The sequence below is a fragment of the Pseudomonas japonica genome (assembly GCF_900188455.1).
Classification (GTDB): Bacteria; Pseudomonadota; Gammaproteobacteria; order Pseudomonadales; family Pseudomonadaceae; genus Aquipseudomonas; species Aquipseudomonas japonica.
This window is the reverse complement of sequence record NZ_FZOL01000039.1, coordinates 21,047-37,686: the sequence shown is the minus strand read 5'-3', so window position 1 is coordinate 37,686 and position 16,640 is coordinate 21,047. Positions and strand designations below refer to the sequence as shown.

Annotated in this window: 16 protein-coding genes; 3 read left to right on the top strand and 13 right to left on the bottom strand. The window is 65.3% G+C overall.

What is annotated here, in order from left to right; translation table 11 throughout:
• Nucleotides 1–208: 208 nt before the first annotated feature.
• Nucleotides 209–574, top strand: coding sequence for a DUF962 domain-containing protein (locus CHB99_RS28400; protein WP_042128926.1), 366 nt, complete (start codon nt 209–211; stop codon nt 572–574).
• A 3-nt stretch (nt 575–577) separates the two neighbouring features.
• On the opposite strand, the gene CHB99_RS28395 is transcribed toward CHB99_RS28400, so the two are convergent.
• The 3 genes from CHB99_RS28395 to CHB99_RS28385 all read right to left on the bottom strand — a co-directional run bounded on the left by CHB99_RS28395 (nt 578) and on the right by CHB99_RS28385 (nt 2,668).
• Complete coding sequence (locus CHB99_RS28395) at nt 578–1,375, bottom strand: acyl-CoA thioesterase (protein ID WP_042128924.1); 798 nt, start codon at nt 1,373–1,375, stop codon at nt 578–580.
• 230 nt (nt 1,376–1,605) lie between these two features.
• On the bottom strand, nt 1,606–2,373 hold the full coding sequence (locus CHB99_RS28390; RefSeq protein ID WP_042128922.1) for a CHAD domain-containing protein: 768 nt from the start codon (nt 2,371–2,373) through the stop codon (nt 1,606–1,608).
• 16 nt (nt 2,374–2,389) lie between these two features.
• Entirely contained in the window at nt 2,390–2,668 is a 279-nt protein-coding gene (locus tag CHB99_RS28385; RefSeq protein WP_042128921.1) for a hypothetical protein, read from the bottom strand.
• A 164-nt stretch (nt 2,669–2,832) separates the two neighbouring features.
• Between CHB99_RS28385 and CHB99_RS28380 the strand changes: the two genes are divergently transcribed.
• Entirely contained in the window at nt 2,833–3,891 is a 1,059-nt protein-coding gene (locus CHB99_RS28380; protein ID WP_042128919.1) for a patatin-like phospholipase family protein, read from the top strand.
• Nucleotides 3,892–4,020: 129 nt separating this feature from the next.
• On the opposite strand, the gene CHB99_RS28375 is transcribed toward CHB99_RS28380, so the two are convergent.
• From CHB99_RS28375 to kdpF, 6 genes are read right to left on the bottom strand one after another with little or no spacing between them, the layout of a single operon-like run.
• Nucleotides 4,021–4,719, bottom strand: coding sequence for a response regulator (locus tag CHB99_RS28375; RefSeq protein WP_042128917.1), 699 nt, complete (start codon nt 4,717–4,719; stop codon nt 4,021–4,023).
• Entirely contained in the window at nt 4,716–7,370 is a 2,655-nt protein-coding gene (locus CHB99_RS28370; RefSeq protein WP_042128915.1) for a sensor histidine kinase, read from the bottom strand. Before CHB99_RS28370 ends, CHB99_RS28375 begins: the two co-directional genes overlap by 4 nt.
• Nucleotides 7,371–7,385: 15 nt before the next feature.
• Entirely contained in the window at nt 7,386–7,946 is a 561-nt protein-coding gene (gene kdpC / locus CHB99_RS28365; RefSeq protein ID WP_042128913.1) for a potassium-transporting ATPase subunit KdpC, read from the bottom strand.
• Between the two features lie 16 nt (nt 7,947–7,962).
• A complete protein-coding gene (kdpB, locus tag CHB99_RS28360; RefSeq protein ID WP_042128912.1) occupies nt 7,963–10,017 on the bottom strand; it encodes a potassium-transporting ATPase subunit KdpB in 2,055 nt (684 codons plus the stop codon).
• Complete coding sequence (kdpA, locus tag CHB99_RS28355) at nt 10,014–11,723, bottom strand: potassium-transporting ATPase subunit KdpA (protein ID WP_042128911.1); 1,710 nt, start codon at nt 11,721–11,723, stop codon at nt 10,014–10,016. The genes kdpB and kdpA overlap by 4 nt, the downstream gene beginning before the upstream one ends.
• 8 nt (nt 11,724–11,731) lie before the next feature.
• Nucleotides 11,732–11,821, bottom strand: a complete 90-nt coding sequence (gene kdpF, locus CHB99_RS28350) for a K(+)-transporting ATPase subunit F (protein ID WP_042128909.1) — start codon at nt 11,819–11,821, stop codon at nt 11,732–11,734.
• A 413-nt stretch (nt 11,822–12,234) separates the two neighbouring features.
• Between kdpF and CHB99_RS28345 the strand changes: the two genes are divergently transcribed.
• Complete coding sequence (locus CHB99_RS28345) at nt 12,235–13,020, top strand: sulfite exporter TauE/SafE family protein (protein ID WP_042128907.1); 786 nt, start codon at nt 12,235–12,237, stop codon at nt 13,018–13,020.
• Between the two features lie 51 nt (nt 13,021–13,071).
• Here CHB99_RS28345 and CHB99_RS28340 read toward each other — a convergent pair whose 3' ends face one another.
• The 4 genes from CHB99_RS28340 to CHB99_RS28325 form a co-directional block, all read right to left on the bottom strand.
• Entirely contained in the window at nt 13,072–13,350 is a 279-nt protein-coding gene (locus CHB99_RS28340) for a hypothetical protein (protein WP_042128905.1), read from the bottom strand.
• Nucleotides 13,351–13,768: 418 nt separating this feature from the next.
• A complete protein-coding gene (locus CHB99_RS28335; RefSeq protein ID WP_042128903.1) occupies nt 13,769–14,269 on the bottom strand; it encodes a hypothetical protein in 501 nt (166 codons plus the stop codon).
• 343 nt (nt 14,270–14,612) lie between these two features.
• Nucleotides 14,613–15,284, bottom strand: coding sequence for a hypothetical protein (locus CHB99_RS28330; RefSeq protein WP_042128901.1), 672 nt, complete (start codon nt 15,282–15,284; stop codon nt 14,613–14,615).
• A 197-nt stretch (nt 15,285–15,481) separates the two neighbouring features.
• Entirely contained in the window at nt 15,482–16,630 is a 1,149-nt protein-coding gene (locus CHB99_RS28325) for an acetyltransferase domain-containing protein (protein ID WP_042128900.1), read from the bottom strand.
• Nucleotides 16,631–16,640: the final 10 nt, after the last annotated feature.

The window sequence follows — 16,640 nt, the reverse complement described above, 5'->3', positions numbered from 1 at the left end:
TTCACTACAGTTATCGTCACTCAGTCTGGTCACCGCTTTCAGGTGACTGATTTTGGCCCATGCCGGGCACACTGGGAGCGGGCGTTGCCCGCGATGAGGCCGCAACTGACACACCTATGCCCCCAATCAATCCCCTCAATTGGCCCGTCCTACGCCGCACAACTACTCTTCAGACATGCATTTTCATAAAAGTCTGAGGATCCCGCCCATGAGCAAACGCCTGCCCAACCTCCCCGCCTGGCAGTGGCGTGGCTACCCCGACAACCACCGCAACCCGACCAATCTGGTGCTGCACCTGATCGCCGTGCCGCTGTTCATCGTCGGTACGCTGCTGGTGTTGTCGGGGGTGTTCGGGCTGGACCTGGGGCAGATCGCCGTGGGTGTGATCGGCCTGTTCGCCGGGTTGGCCCTGCAGAAGCACGGCCATCGCCTGGAAGCCGAACAGCCGGAGCCGTTCAGCGATCGCCAGGATGCGGTGAAGCGCCTGCTCACCGAGCAGTTCATCACCTTTCCGCGCTTTCTGTTCAGCGGTGCCTGGTGGCGCGCCTGGCGCGAACGCCACCGGCACCGCTGAGGCTCAGGCGAACACCGTCACCGTCTGCCGGCTGATCGCCAGCAGCTCGCCGGCGGCATTCCACATGCCCGCCGCGGTGTGGCCGTAACCGTCGCGGGCATGTTCGATCTCGGCGCAGTACTGACACCAGTCCAGGGTGCTCAGGCTGGCCACCGGCTGGACGAACTCGATGGTCCAGGTCAGGGTGCTGCCCGCCGCCGGTTTGCTCAGGTACGGCATCAGCGCCGGCGGCCAGGCATCGACCAGCGCCAGCAGGTGCGCCTCGGTCACCGGCTCTTCCACCGCATCACGCAAGCGCACCCAGCCGCCCATGCGGCGCCCCGGCGTGTTGGTGAACGGCAAGGCGCCGATACCCCAGCGCATCGCCAGGTGCCGGGTGTACTCCGGGGTAACGCCGGGAATGAACGGCAGCTCCGAACTGGATTGCTCCAGGCTCTTCATCTCCACCGCCGGCAGCGCCGGCACATCGACCACCGAGCTGCGTCCGGCGCCGAAGCTGCCCTGCACCAGGGTCACCGTCTGGCCATTCTGCACCGCCCGTCCCAGCAGGGAACTGACAGCCTTGCCCTCGCGCAGCAGCTCCACTTCGAAACTGATCGGCACATTGGGCTCGGCCGGACCGACGAAGGTGATCGCCAGGGATCGCACAGGACGCTCCGGCGACACCCGCGCGTGCATGGCTTCGTACACCAGCGCCGCCATCAGGCCGCCGAAACAGGCACGCCCCTGCGCCCATTCGGCGGGAATCACCACCTCGTGCGGGCGCTGGCGGACGGCAGTGAGCAATTGGGAAAAATTCATGCGGACCTCGTCCTGCGGAAAAGTCCTACGATCTTAAGAGGACAACTCAGGCCCGGCAGGACGCATAACTGCCAAGTTTGATGCCGATCAGTCATCGATACGCTCTTGTAGGAGCTGGCTTGCCTGCGAAGGACCGTGCAGCGGTCCCCGACAACGCTGAAGTCTGGGACCGCTTTGCGGTCCTTCGCAGGCAAGCCAGCTCCTACAAGAGCGTATGCAAGGTCCGTCAGTCAGCGCGCGTCGATGTGCTTGAGCAGCCTGGCCAGGGTCTTGTCCGACTGCCGTTCGGCCTTCACCAACTGCTGCTGCCACTCGGCAACCAACGGCGCCAGGTCGGCCTGTTTCTCGGCCTGGGTCAGCCACTGCAGAAGGTCATGCCAGTGCCCGAGGTCGTCCTGGGCGCGCTTGAGCTCGGCGCGCATCGACTTCCCGATACGGCTCAACTGCGGATAGGCTTCGGCGCCGTAGCGCGCCCGCTTGATCAGCAAGCGCAGACGATGGCGGTCGTGGGCCGGATCGTGCACCGCCTCGACGATCTGCTTCCATTGCTTGTTCAGGCGCTTGTCGATGCGCTTGCCGAGGTCCGGCACCAGCTCCTGCTGCTGGATGGATCGGAGGAAGTGCGGAAAGGCATCGATCACCGCCAGCAATTTCTGCAACTGCGTGCTCGCCGCCACCGAGGCGAAAACCACCCCCTCGCCAGCGAGACGACGCTGCCCCGCCTCGTCCTGGTGACGCTCGAACAACTGCTCGGCGAGCACCTCGCGATCACGCAGCGGCGTGGTCATGTCGCCGATGGCCTTGGCCGCGCCCTCCAGCTGATCGACCCCGGGCAGGCCGCGCAGCGGCCGCAACAGGCTGCGCAGGCGTCGCACCGTGGTACGCAGATCGTGCAGGGCCTCGCTGTCGGTGTTCTGCGCCAGACGCGCCTGGCACGCCATCAAGCGCACCTGAAGACCGAGTACCTCGGCGACTACGTGATCGAACATTTTCGACATGGCACTACCTCACTCCTCAGCGGCCGGCACGCGACTCGCGAATATAGAACCGGGCCTTCTCGGCCTTGCGGGTGCAGCCTTCGAAGGCTTCGAACTGCTGCTGGGTCTTGGCCCCGGTCAACAGCGACAGGGCCTTGGAGTAACTGACGGTCCCGGCGAAACCTTCGGCCTTGGCCAGGTCGAGCTCCTTCCAGGCTGCGTCGAGCTGGGAGCCGCAACTGTCACGATAGGCCGTCTTGCCCGCGCAGCCGGCCAGGGCCAGGACGATCAAGGGCAGGGAAATCCAGGCTTTCATCTGTGTTACCTCGAAAAGAGAATAAATCGTGTCGGCCTTTTCGACGACAGACGCCAGGAAAAGTGCCATAACCAGCGTAGCCCAGCGCTCTCGGCGATTGAAGCGCGACGGTCAACGGGTGCATTCTCAGGGCATCGGACGGGGATCGACGCGGGAACGCAATCATGAACAAGCGCGTGGCACTGGTGTTGGGCTCGGGCGGTGCCCGGGGGTATGCGCATATCGGCGTGATCGAGGAAATCGAGCGGCGCGGCTACGAGATCGCCTGTATCGCCGGCTGCTCCATGGGCGCGGTGATCGGCGGGATCTATGCCGCCGGCAAGCTGAAGGACTACCGCAACTGGATCGAAAGCCTGGACTACCTCGACGTGCTGCGCCTGGTGGATGTGAGTTTCCGCCTCGGTGCGATGCGCGGCGACAAGGTCTTCGGACAGATCCGCAAGATCGTCGGCGAAATCAATATCGAGCAGTTGCGCATTCCCTACACCGCGGTGGCCACCGACCTCACCAACCAGCAGGAAATCTGGTTTCAGGAAGGCTGCCTGCACCAGGCCATGCGGGCCTCGGCGGCGATTCCCAGTCTGTTCACCCCGGTGGTCCAGGGCAACCGGACCCTGGTGGATGGCGGCATCCTCAACCCGCTGCCGATCATTCCGGTGGTGTCCAGCCACTGCGACCTGATCATCGCGGTCAACCTCAACGCCACCAACCAGAAGCAGTACGTGCTGCCGGTGATCGAGCGGCCGGCGGCGTTCAAGCTGCGCTTCGACAGCCTGATCAATTCGTTGGGCTCGCGCCTGCCGTTCCGGCGCAAGCAGGCCGAGGTGCTGCTGGGACTGGAAAAGGAACTGGCGCTGGAGCAGGGACTGGTCGGCGAAGCCGTGCCGGTGCCCAATCCGTGGCTGGCCGATGCCGCCAGCCCCAAGGCGCAGCAGCCGTCGGCGGCGCCGGAGAGCGATGGCGCGCCGCGCTCGGCCACCGGCTCGTTCATCGTCGACAACGTCGGGCCGGCGTCGTTGCTGGACCTGATCAACCAGAGTTTCGAGGTGATGCAGACGTCCCTGGCGCAGTACAAGATCGCCGGCTATCCGCCGGATGTGCTGATCAACGTGCCGAAGCGGGTGTGCCGGTTCTTCGAGTTCTACAAGGCGCCGGAGCTGATCGCCCTGGGGCGGGAGATTGCCCGGGATACGCTGGACAACCATGAAGGCGAGAAGCGCTGATCGGCCCGGTATCCGCGTCGCTCCCATCGCGGGCAATGCCCGCTCCCACAGGGTTCGGCGGTGCATGTGACCCTTGTGGGAGCGGGCGTTGCCCGCGATGAGGCCCTGAAGGTCAAAAAGGATTTCCGGCTAGACCTGATCCTGCCCGATCAAGCGATACCCCACCCCCGGTTCGGTGACGATGAAGCGCGGCGCCGTCGGATCATCCCCCAGCTTCTGCCGCACATGCGCCACGACGATGCGCAGGTAGTGACTGTCGTCCACATGGGTCGGCCCCCAGATGTCCTTGAGCAACTGCTGCTGGGTGATCACCCGTCCCGGATGCCGCGCCAGTTGCGCCAGCAGCGCGTATTCCTTGCGGGTCAAAGCCACTTCCTGGCCATCCAGCAGCACCCGCCGGTAGGCCAGGTCCACCGTCAGCGGCCCGAAGCTCAACGCCGCCTGCGCCGTGCTCGCCTGCGGCACCTGGCGCAGCAAGGCACGCACCCGGGCGAGAAACTCCTGGATGCCGAACGGCTTGGTCACGTAGTCGTTGGCCCCGCCATCCAGGGCCTGGACCTTCTGCGCCTCGCTGGCGCGCACCGACAGGACCATCACCGGCACCGCGCTCCACTCGCGCAACTCGCGCAGCACCTCCTGGCCGTCCATGTCCGGCAGGCCGAGGTCGAGCACCACCAGGTCGGGACGCGACAAGGCCGCCTGGCTCAGCCCCTCGGCTCCACTCCCGGCCTCCAGCACCTTGTAGCCCTGGGAGGCCAGGCTGATGCGGAGGAATTTGCGGATCTGCGGTTCGTCGTCGATGACCAGCAGGGTCGCGGTCTGGCTCATGGGGTCTCGCTGTCCAGTTCGGGTTGGGCCGGAAGCGGCAAGCATAGTGTGATGCAGGTGCCACGACCACCGAGCCCGTCCGCCACCTGGATATGCCCGCCGTGGGCGCCGATCATGCCGCGGCAGATGGCCAGGCCGAGGCCGGTGCCCTGGCCGCCGCGATCGCCGCGGGCGGCGGTGTAGAACATGTCGAAGATGCGTTCGCGATCCGCCACGGCAATGCCCGGGCCTTCGTCGGCGACGGCGAAGCACAACTGGGTGTCCTCGACCGCGACGCGCAGTTCCAGTTGCCCGTTGGGCGGCGAGAAGCGCGCGGCATTCTCCAGCACATTGATCAACGCCTGCTCGATCAGCGCCGCATGCACATACAGCAACGGCAGCTCGGCCGGGACCTCGGTATGCAGTTGCAACGGCGCCAGCACCACGCGCAGACGATTCAACGCACTGCCGACGATGTCCGCCGGCGCCACCCAGTCCCGCGCCAGCTTGAGGCCGCCGTGGCCCAGACGGGTCATGTCCAGCAGGTTCTGGATGTAGCGGTCGAGGCGTTCGGCCTCGTCGCGGGTGCCTTCCAGCAGTTCGCGGCGGTCCTCCGCGGGGATCGCGTCGCCCAGGGCCAACAGGCTGTCGATGCTGCCGCGCATGGCGGTCAGCGGCGTACGCAGGTCATGGGAGACCGAGGCGAGCAAGGCGCTGCGCAGTTGTTCGGTTTCGCCATGCAGGCGCGCCGCTTCCAGCTGATCGACCAGGCGCGCCCGGGCCAGCGCCTGGGCCAGCGGCTGGCTCAGCGACTTGAGCAGGCGCCGGCGCTGCGCGGGCAGGCTGTCGTCATCACGGGCGCGCACACCGAGCAGCGCCAGCGGCCCCTCCTCCGCCGACAACGGCCACCACCACCAGCGCCCGTTGGGCAGGGTGTCGCTGCCCTGCCCGGCTTCCTGGTCGTGCTGCCAGGCCCACTCGGCGGCGGCGCGCTCGTTGTCGCTGAACTGCAGGTCACCACCGAAGGCCACCTGCAGGCGCCCTTCGGCATCACGATCGAGCAGGCAGGCCTGCACCTGCGGCCAGTTCTCCAGATGCTGTCCGGCGGCGCTGAGCACCGCCTGGCGGTCGGTGGCGGCGGTCAGGCGACGGCTCAGTTCGAGCAGTTGCCCGGTCTGTTCCTGGGTCTCGCGCAGCGCCTTGAGCTGGCGCCGCTGACGCGCCGCGAGATTACCGGTGAGCACCGCCATCAGCAGGAAGAACAGCGAGGTCAGCACGTCCTCCTCGCGCTGGATGGCGAAGGAAAAATTCGGCGGGATGAACAGGAAGTCATAGGTCAGGAACGACAGCGCCGCGCAGGCCAGGGCCGGGCCGATACTGCTGCGCACCGCCACCAGCAGCACGGCGGCGAGGAATACCAGGGAGATGTTCGGCAGGTCCATGACCCGCGCCACCGCCGAGGCCAGCGCGGTGGCCAGCACGGTCGCGGCCAGGGCCAGGGCGTAATGGCGCCAGACCCATTCGCGGGGCGCGGCCGCGCGGGCTGGCTCCGGCTGCTCGTCACGGTCGAGGACGTTGATTTCCAGGCCATGGGCCTCGCGCAGCAGGCGTGTCGCCACCCCGGCGCCGAACAGCCGCCGGCGCAGGCGATCGCGCGATTGCCCGACCAGCACCAGGCTGGCACGGCGCTCGGCGGCATGCTGGAGCAACGTGCGCGCCACCTCCCCGGCGCGCAGCACCACCACCTCGCCGCCCAGGCGCTCGGCCAGTTGCTGGGCCGCCTGCAAACGCTGGCGCGCGGTTTCGTCGCGCAGCTTGCCGTTGTCCACATGGACCAGGCTCCACGGCAGATGACGACGCTGGGCGACGCGGCTGGCATGGCGCACCAGGCGCTCGGCCTGGGCATCGCCGTCCACCCCGACCAGCAGGCGTCCGCGCAGGGCCGGTGCGTCCTGGCCTAACGTCCGGTAACCATGGGCCAGGTCGGCATCCACCTGGGCCGCCGCGGTCTGCATCGCCAGCTCGCGCAGGGCGGTGAGGTTGGTCTGGGTGAAGAAGGCATCGATCGCCGCCCGCGCCTGCTCCGGCACGTAGACCTTGCCGTCGCGCAGACGCTCCAGCAGTTCGCGCGGCGGCAGGTCGATCAGGACCAGCTCGAAGGCTTCCTGCAGGACCCAGTCCGGCAGGGTCTCGCGGACCTGCACGCCAGTGATGCCGCGTACATGGTCGTTGAGGCTTTCCAGGTGCTGGACGTTGACCGTGGTGTAGACGTCGATGCCGGCCGCCAGCAGTTCCTGCACGTCCTGCCAGCGCTTGGCGTGACGGCTGCCGGGGGCATTGCTGTGGGCCAGTTCGTCGACCAGGGTCAGTTCCGGGGCAGCCTTGAGCAGGCCGTCCAGGTCCATCTCCTCGAGCATCACGCCACGGTACTCCGAGCGCACCAGTGGCTGCTGCGGGATACCGCCGAGCAAGGCCTCGGTCTCGCTGCGACCGTGGGTCTCGACCACCCCGGCCAGCACCTTCACGCCATGGCGCAAGCGGGTGTGGGCAGCCTGCAGCATCGCGTAGGTCTTGCCCACGCCCGGCGCCGCGCCGAGAAACACCTTGAGCCGGCCGCGCCCCTGGCGCGGCAGCTCGGCCAACAACGCATCGGCGCGCTGGGAATCACTCATGGTCTGGAAGTTTCCTTATTTCGAGAGCGGTGCGAGGCGGTCGAGGGCCGCGTTGAGCATCAGGACATTCACCACCGGCGGCCCCACCAGCGGTTGCAGGGTGGACTGCTCGACCAGGCCTTGCAACGCCTGCGGCGAGATTTGTCGCGCCGCGGCCACCCGCGGCAACTGGTAGGCCACCGCCGCCGGCGACAGATGCGGATCGAGCCCGCTGCCGGAGGTGGTCAACAGCGCCAGCGGCACCGGCCCCCCGGCCTGCTCGTACAAGGCCGCGGCACTGTCACCGATGCGCTTGGCCAGGGCTGGGTTGCTCGGCGCCAGGTTGCTCGCGCCACTGGACACCGTGGCGTAGTCAGCGGCCGAAGGGCGCGACTGGAACCAGGCCTCACCGCTGAACGGCTGGGCAATCAGGCGCGAGCCGCGCACCTGGCCCTGGTCGTCGCGCAGCAGGCTGCCATTGGCCTGGTCCGGGAAGGCCACCTGGGCGATGCCGGTGACCGCCAGCGGATAGACCACGCCGGTCACCAGGGTCATCAGCAACAGCAGGCTCAGGGCCGGACGAAGAGAGGTAGTCATGTTCAGGTTCTCCAGTTCACACCAGTTGCAGGGCGTTGAGCAGCAGGTCGATCAGTTTGATCCCGGCGAACGGCACCAGCAGGCCGCCGAGGCCGTAGATCAGCAGGTTGCGCCGCAGCAGATGGGCCGCGCTGGCGGCCTTGACCCGCACCCCGCGCAGGGCCAGGGGGATCAGCACGACGATGATCAGGGCGTTGAACACGATCGCCGAGACGATGGCGCTCTGCGGGCTGGCCAGTTGCATCAGGTTGAGCACGCCCAGTTGCGGATAGATCGCGGCGAACAGCGCGGGGAGGATGGCGAAGTACTTGGCCACGTCGTTGGCGATGGAGAAGGTGGTCAGCGCGCCACGGGTCACCAGCAGTTCCTTGCCGACCTGGACCACGTCCAGCAGCTTGGTCGGGTCGCTGTCCAGATCGACCATGTTGGCCGCCTCGCGCGCCGCCTGGGTGCCGTCGTTCATGGCCATGCCGACATCGGCCTGGGCCAGTGCCGGGGCGTCGTTGGCGCCGTCGCCGCACATGGCGACCAGGCGGCCTTCGTCCTGTTCCTGGCGGATCCGCGCCAGTTTCTTCTCCGGCGTGGCCTCGGCGAGCACGTCGTCGACCCCGGCCTCGGCGGCGATGGCGGCGGCGGTCAGCGGATTGTCGCCGGTGACCATGACCGTGCGGATGCCCAGCTTGCGCAGCTCGGCGAAGCGTTCGCGGATGCCCGGCTTGACCACGTCCTTGAGGTGGATGACGCCAAGCAGGCGCTTGTCCACGCAGACCAGCAGGGGCGTGCCGCCGCTCTGGGCGATCTTGTCCACTTCGCGGGCCAGCGGCGCGGGCATGTCGTTGCGCTGCATGCCGACGAACGCCAGCAGCGAATCCACCGCGCCCTTGCGGTAGCGGCGCGGGCCGAAGTCGACGCCGGACAGGCGGGTCTCGGCGCTGAACGCCACCGGCACCAGCTGGCTGGCCGCGGGCTCGGCGAAGTCGTGCAACTGACGCAGGAACTCGACGATCGACTTGCCCTCGGCGGTGTCGTCGGCCAGCGAGGCGAGCAAGGCACCCTCGCCCAGTTCCCGGGCGGTGATGCCCGGCGCCGCATGCACCGCGCTGCAGCGGCGGTTGCCGAAGGTGATGGTGCCGGTCTTGTCGAGCATCAGCACATGCACGTCGCCGGCCGCTTCCACCGCGCGACCGGAACGGGCGATGACGTTGAGGCGCACCAGGCGATCCATGCCGGCGATGCCGATGGCCGAGAGCAGGCCGCCGATGGTGGTCGGGATCAGCGTCACCAGCAGGGCGACGAGGAACACCAGGGGGATCGCGCCGCCAGCGAAATGAGCGAACGGCTGCAGGGTCACCACCACCACCAGGAAGATCAGGGTCAGGCCGATCAGCAGGATGTCCAGGGCGATCTCGTTGGGCGTCTTCTGCCGCTTGGCGCCTTCCACCAGGGCGATCATGCGGTCGAGGGTCGACTCGCCGGGATTGCTGGTGATGCGTACCAGCAGCCAGTCGGACACCAGCCGGGTACTGCCGGTGACCGCCGAGCGATCACCGCCGGACTCACGGATCACCGGTGCCGATTCACCGGTGATGGCCGCTTCGTTGACCGCGGCGATGCCTTCGATCACCTCGCCGTCGCCAGGGATCATCTCGCCGGCATCGACGCGCACCACGTCGCCCTTGCGCAGGGCGGTGGCAGCTACCGTTTCGAACGCCCCGGACGCCGTGCGGCGGCGTGCGCTCAGCCCCTGGTTGCCGGCCTTGAGGCTGTCGGCGCGAGCCTTGCCGCGGCCTTCGGCGAGGGCCTCGGCGAAGTTGGCGAAGAGCACGGTGAACCACAGCCACAGGGCGATCTGCACCGCGACGGCGGTGGGTACCGCGCTGTCGGGCAGCAGGCAGAGCACGGTGGTGAAGATCGCGGTCAGCTCCACCACCAGCATCACCGGGGCGCGCTTGAGCTGGCGCGGGTCGAGCTTGACGAAGGCCTGTACCAGCGCCGGTTTCCACAGCGCGGCGAACGAGGTCTTGACGGTAGTGCCGCTTGCCGTTTTCACATCGCGAATCGGCATGTTCATGGAGTGACTCCTTGCAGGACCAGGCTCAGGTGTTCGGCGATCGGGCCAAGGGCCAGGGCCGGGAGGAACGTCAGGCCACCCACCAGCAGGATGGTGACCACCAGCAGGCTGACGAACAGCGGCCCGTGGGTCGGGAAGCTGGCCTGGCCCACCGGTGCGGTCTTTTTCAGCGCCAGGCTGCCGGCCAGGGCCAGCACCGGGAGGATGTAGCCGAAGCGACCGATGAGCATGCCCAGGCCGATCATCAGGTTGTGGAAGGTGGTGTTGGCGCCGAGGCCGGCGAACGCCGAACCGTTGTTGGCGCTGGCCGAGGTGTAGGCGTAGAGCAACTGGCTGAAACCATGGGCGCCGGGGTTGCTCACGCTCGCCGCCGGGCCTGGCAGCGCCGTGGCCAGGGCGCCGAGGATCAGCACGCCGACCGGCATCACCAGCAGGGTCGCCACCAGCAGTTGCACTTCCCGCGCCTGGAGTTTCTTGCCGAGGTACTCCGGGGTGCGCCCGATCATCAGGCCGGCGAGGAACACCGCGATCAGCACGTTCAGGAGCATGCCGTAGAGGCCGGCGCCGACACCGCCGAAGATCACCTCGCCGACCATCATGTTGACCAGCGCGACCATCCCGGTGAGCGGGTTGAGGCTGTCGTGCATGGCGTTCACCGAGCCATTGGAAGCGGCGGTTGTGGTCACCGTCCAGAGCACGCTGCCGGTGGTGCCGAAACGACTTTCCTTGCCTTCCAGCGGAGCGCCCTGTTGCACCTGCGGATTGTCCAGCGCCGGGTTGGGCTGGTGCTCGGACCACAGCGCGGTGGCGCCGCCGATGAGGAACAGGGCGAGCATGCCGGCGATAATCGCGCGACTCTGGCGCATGTCCTTGACGTAATGGCCGAAGGTGAACACCAGGGCCACCGGGATCAGGATGATCGAGGCCACTTCGAAGAGGTTGCTCCAGGCCGTCGGGTTCTCGAACGGATGCGCCGAGTTGACGCCGAAGAAGCCACCGCCGTTGGTGCCCAGTTGCTTGATCGCAATCTGGCTGGCGGCCGGGCCGAGCGGGATCACCTGGTCGGCGCCCTGCAGGGTGACGGCATGCACGTAGTCGCTGAGGGTCTGCGGAACGCCCTGCCAGACCAGCAGCAGCGCCAGCACCAGGCACAGCGGCAGCAGGCCGTAGAGGGTGGCGCGGGTCATGTCGACCCAGAAGTTGCCCAGGGTCCCGGCGCTGCGCCGGGAAATGCCGCGGCACAGGGCGACCAGCACAGCCAGGCCGGTGGCGGCGCTGACGAAGTTCTGCACGGTCAGGCCGAGCATCTGGCTCAGGTAGCTGAGCGAGGCTTCACCGCTGTAGGACTGCCAGTTGGTGTTGGTCATGAAACTGACCGCGGTGTTGAACGCCAGCGACCATTCCTGGCCGGGCAGGTGCTGCGGGTTCAGCGGCAGGTACGCCTGCAGGCGCAGCACAGCGAACAGGAACAGGAAGCCGGCGAGGTTGAACACCAGCAGGGCCAGGGCGTACTGCTTCCAGTTCTGCTCCTTGTCGGCCTCGACCCCGGCGATGCGGTAGCAGCCGCGCTCCACCGGGCGAAGTACGGGGCTCAGCCAGGTGCGCTGGCCTTCCATCACCTTGTAGTAGAAACGCCCCAGCCATGGCGCCGGCAACAGCACCAGGGCGAAGAACGCCAGCAGCAATGCGTAATCGTAACTGTGCATGGCCGCTCCTAGCCGCGATCGGCGCGCAGCAGCGCTACCATCAGGTACACGAACAACGCCACTGCCAGCAGCAGTGACACCCCGTCCAGAATGTTCATCAGAAATCTCCGTCCAGCGGCCGGTTGCCGCGTAGGAAAATTCTCTGGCGAAGAGGCGTAAAGGGGCGAGATCGGGGTAAAGCCCAGGGCATAAAGAAACCGTAAAAATCGCCACGACCGCGCCCCCCCGTAGGAGCTGGCTTGCCTGCGAAAGGACCGCGCAGCGGTCCCGATTTGGGCCATCCAGTGAGATCCATGGGACCGCTGCGCGGTCCTTTCGCAGGCAAGCCAGCTCCTACGGGGCGCCGACGTAAACGGGTCGATTCAATGCACCCCACACATGACCCGACCACTCCCCGTGCATAGACAGAATCGATATCGGTTATAAGCTAATTCGATACAAATATATTTGGGCATAAAAACATCCGTTATGCTGCGCCGGCCCCGTCGATCAAGAGCGTGTCAGGTAACGTATGGATGTAGGTTCGTTTGGCTTCACCATTGCTGGTCTGGTTGTAGGATTCATCGTCGGCATGACCGGCGTCGGCGGCGGTTCGCTGATGACCCCGATCCTGCTCTGGTTCGGTATCAACCCCGCCACCGCGGTGGGCACCGACCTGCTCTACGCGGCCATCACCAAGGCCAGTGGCGTCTGGGTCCACGGCAAGCAGAAGAACATCGACTGGGCCATCACCGGCTGGCTGGCGCTGGGCAGCGTGCCCGCGGCGGCGGCGACCCTGTGGTTCCTCAGCACCCTGCACACCGACACCGCGGCGCTCAACGCGATCATCAAGCAAGGCCTGGCGGTGGTGCTGATCCTCACGGCCCTGGCGATCCTGTTCAAATCGCGCCTGCAGGCCTTCGCCAGCAAGCATGCCGGCGACCGCTATCACCTCAGCGGGCGCAGCCTGAATATCCTGACCGTGATCACCGGCGTGGTGCTCGGCGTGATGGTTTCGCTGACGTCCATCGGCGCGGGTGCGCTGGGTACCGTGGCGCTGTTCCTGCTCTATCCGTACCTGGTGACTCGCCGCCTGGTGGGCACCGAGATCGCCCACGCCGTGCCACTGACCCTGGTCGCCGGCCTGGGCCACGCCAGCATGGGCAATATGGACTGGTCGCTGCTGGGTTATCTGCTGCTGGGGTCGTTGCCGGGGATCTATATCGGCAGCCATCTGACCGGGAAGATTTCGGATTCGGTGTTGCGGCCTTGTCTGGCGGCGATGCTCTTGCTGATCGGGTACAAGCTGGCGTTCTGATACGAACGCCACCTGACCAAAAAGGCCGCCGGGCGATCCCGGCGGCCTTTTTCATTTCTGCTGAGGTCTCTTCAACAGCGACTCCACCAGCGCCTGGCAGATCTCCAGCGAATGCTGGGTCGCCCAGGCGAGGCCTTGTATCGGCTTGCTAGCTGACTCGCAGACCTGGAAGTTGGTTTCCCAGGCCGAGGCGAGGGACAGGCTCAGGTGCACGAGAGCATCTTCCATCCGGGCGCCCTCGCAGACGGCGAACAAGGGTGGATGGCTGCCGTTGCAGGTGGCGAAGTGGGTGTGGGCGGTGCGAGGTGGATCGGGAACCGGTTTGATCATGTCGACGCTCCTTATGACTGATGGGATCGCCATCCAGAACGTGACCAAACGATTTGGGTGGCGACTGTACGTGGATTGGTCAACCGGGGATCTAGGAGCATTACCCGGCGCACCCGAAGGCGCCCCACGCACAGCCGCCATGACAGCAGCAGATGCGCTCATGCTCCACATATCTCAGGTGACCAAACCTGATCGCTGAGGTGCAGCGACCGGCGAAGACTAGGAGCGGATTTCCTGGAGCGCAACGACAAACGAGGCGCGGAAGTATGATTGGGAAATTGCCTACATAAAAGTCGGAAATAGAGGGAATTTCGTAGCTGTATGCAACATTCTCGGGCAGCGCATTCGGTACAGGAGCGGACTTACCGGGGCGCCAGTCCGGCGCCCCTCACCAATCGCAGGGGCGCCAGGGGGAACACTATTCCACCAGCGGCACTCTTCGGCTGACCTCGATTTCCTGCATCGCATCCAACTGCGTCTCGATCTGCAGGAAGCGCATGGCACGCTTGGGCGAGACTTTATCGGCAAGGCGACGCGTGTACTTTTCACGCAGTTCGATGTGATCTTCCTGAAGGACGTAGATGCGATTGAGCAAGTCAGTGGCGAGTTCGTCGGTCACATAGCCTTTGTCATACGCCTGGCCGTAATCGATCATCGCTTCCAGGGTCTTTTTATTGATCTTTACGGCCTCTGCCCGGTAAGTGTTGTAGATCGGCCAGAACGTCTCGTTCTCCGCACCTTCAAGACCCATATTGTTCTTGACCACGAGTTTGCGCTTGTAGTCCGCGTCATCCAGGTTGTTCTGTATCTGTGACTGATTTCTTTCCATGATTTCCTTGCCCGTGGGCAACTCGTTTGCAGAGGCCATCAGCGGCATGCTGACAAACACGAGTGCGGTGACGACGGTGCGTAAGAACATTTCCATTTCCTCGGTGATTGGTGTTCCCGGGTATGTCCAACTGAGCGCAATGGTTCTTTCGAAACCATGGCCAGGCATTTCCAGCCAAGCGTACGGACATGACCATTCGAGACTAATATCGATCAATTGAGCCAAAATTGGCTCAATGTGAGCACAAAGCTATCACCAAGTCTGCTCGCGATCAAGGAGGTGATGGATGGAGGGCCGTGTCGTCGCGGCTCAGCCAGGCCACGGCGACACGGAGTTGAGACGCTGGTAGGGGTCGAAACCTTGGCCGACAGCCGGTTGCACCGGATACGTCCAGCAGGTGGCCACTCGAAACCGTCTCTGATCGATAGCAGCGTCACCATTTACCGCTGAGGGCGTAGAAACCACTGGTGAGCTCGACCGTGAACTCAGCATTCGGCGCCGTCGGGATCCACTGGTTCAGGTTCTCCACATTGAAACGCACGTTGGAAAATGCACCTGCCAGATGCATGCTGTTTTCACCATCGAAGTCATGATTGATCTCGATGAATCCGGAAGTGGCCAGGGTCGTGATGAGGTTCACTTCACCCACGTTGCTGAGGACTCCCAGCTCCAGTCCCAACCAAGGGCGGTGCCAATGGTCATTGGGCGTGGACAGGTCATGTACCGCACCGCTATGCCGGTCGAAAACCGTGAAGTTGATCCGCTCCACCAATACGGAGAACAAGCTCTCCGGTGAATAGGTTTCCGCGCCGAGGATCCACGCAGGCAGAACGCCGCTCTCATCCCCGAAATTGTCTGAGCGCGTCTTGTCCATCCATTTGGCAACGAACGGGTGGGGCTTACCCTCGAAAAGTGCGCTGGTTTCGAACCTGTCGCCATCGGGCAGTTGCCTTTTCCCTGACGATCCCGCCTCGATAGCGCGACGCAATTCTGGCTCGTTTTTCAGATCGACCCGCAAAATATGCGTGGTGCTGCTCACCTGCGTATGTTCAAGGACGCTTTTCACGTTGACGCCTGACATGCGGGCAAGAAGATTGATATCCATGGTGATTATCCTGAGCAGGTTGCAGTGGCGGGGGTCACGTTGCCCCGTGTTCCACGGCGAGATCGCCGTATTTCGCCTGGCCAGTCTATGACCCAAATGCTTGTGCCAACACCTGACAGAACTGTCAGGTAGCGGTGCTGGGGCGGACAGGCATACCTGTTCGGATACGCCAGGACGCTGATGTTGGCAGTCATGGATCACAGATACTTCAACCACACGACATCCCGCCGCCGCGCCTTCAACCGCGCGAACCAGCGCACCGGCAGGTACAACCCCAGCGCCAGCAGCACCGCCCCCAGCCACATCGCACCCACCGAATCGAAGCCGAAATACTGCCCATGGTTGGTCCCCCACAGCGCCACCGCCACCAGGTACAGCAGCTTCAGCACATACAGATGCAGCAGGTAGAAGAACATCGGCGCCGCACCGAACACCGCCAGCCAGCGCACCACCCGCCCGTCGTTGCCGCGCTCGAACCGCACCAGCAGCAACAGACCGATCCCCAGGGTCAAGGCGAGGAACAACAACGACGGCGGATACTTGGTGATGTTGAAGAAGCTCATCAGCGTCTGCACCGCCGTCTCGCCACTGACCCAAGGTTTCTCGCCATAGCCATTGAGCAGACGCAGGAAAAAGAACAAGCCAAGCACCGAGCCCGCCGTCAGCAACAACCGACGACGCCGCTGCCCGGCCTCGCTGGCCCGGGCGAACCATGGCCCCATCGCATACCCCAGGGCGATCACTCCGATCCACGGCAGCAGCGGATACGACGTGCGCAAGCGCACCCCCTCGGACACTTCGATCCAGCCCCGGTCATGCAGCACCGCCCACGGCACATGCAGCACCGACTCCACCGGGAAGTGCAGGCCATCCAGCAGGTTGTGCCCCGCCACCAGCACCACACCAAGGCCCACCAGCAACGCCCGCGGCAACCAGATCAACCCGGCGAGCGAGAGCATGCTCAGGCCGATGGCCCAGATCACCTGCAGGTAGATCACGCTCGGCGGCAGCTGGAAGGTCCAGGCGAAATTCACCAGGGTGAACTCCAGCACCACCAGGAACAGCCCGCGCTTGAACAGGAAACTCGATACCGCCGCCCTGCCCTCATGCTTCTCGCCGTAGAGAAACGCCGACAGGCCGGTGAGCAGGATGAACACCGGCGCGCACAGGTGCGCCAGGGTGCGACTGAGAAACAGCGCCGGGTCGGTCTGGGCCACGTCCATCGGATCGCTTACCTGCATGTGCAGGTAGAAGGTCTCGCGGACGTGGTCCAGCAACATGAACAGGATGACCAGCCCGCGCAGGGCGTCGATGGAGTGAAGACGGGAGGAAGGTGGGACGGACATGCGCAAGGAC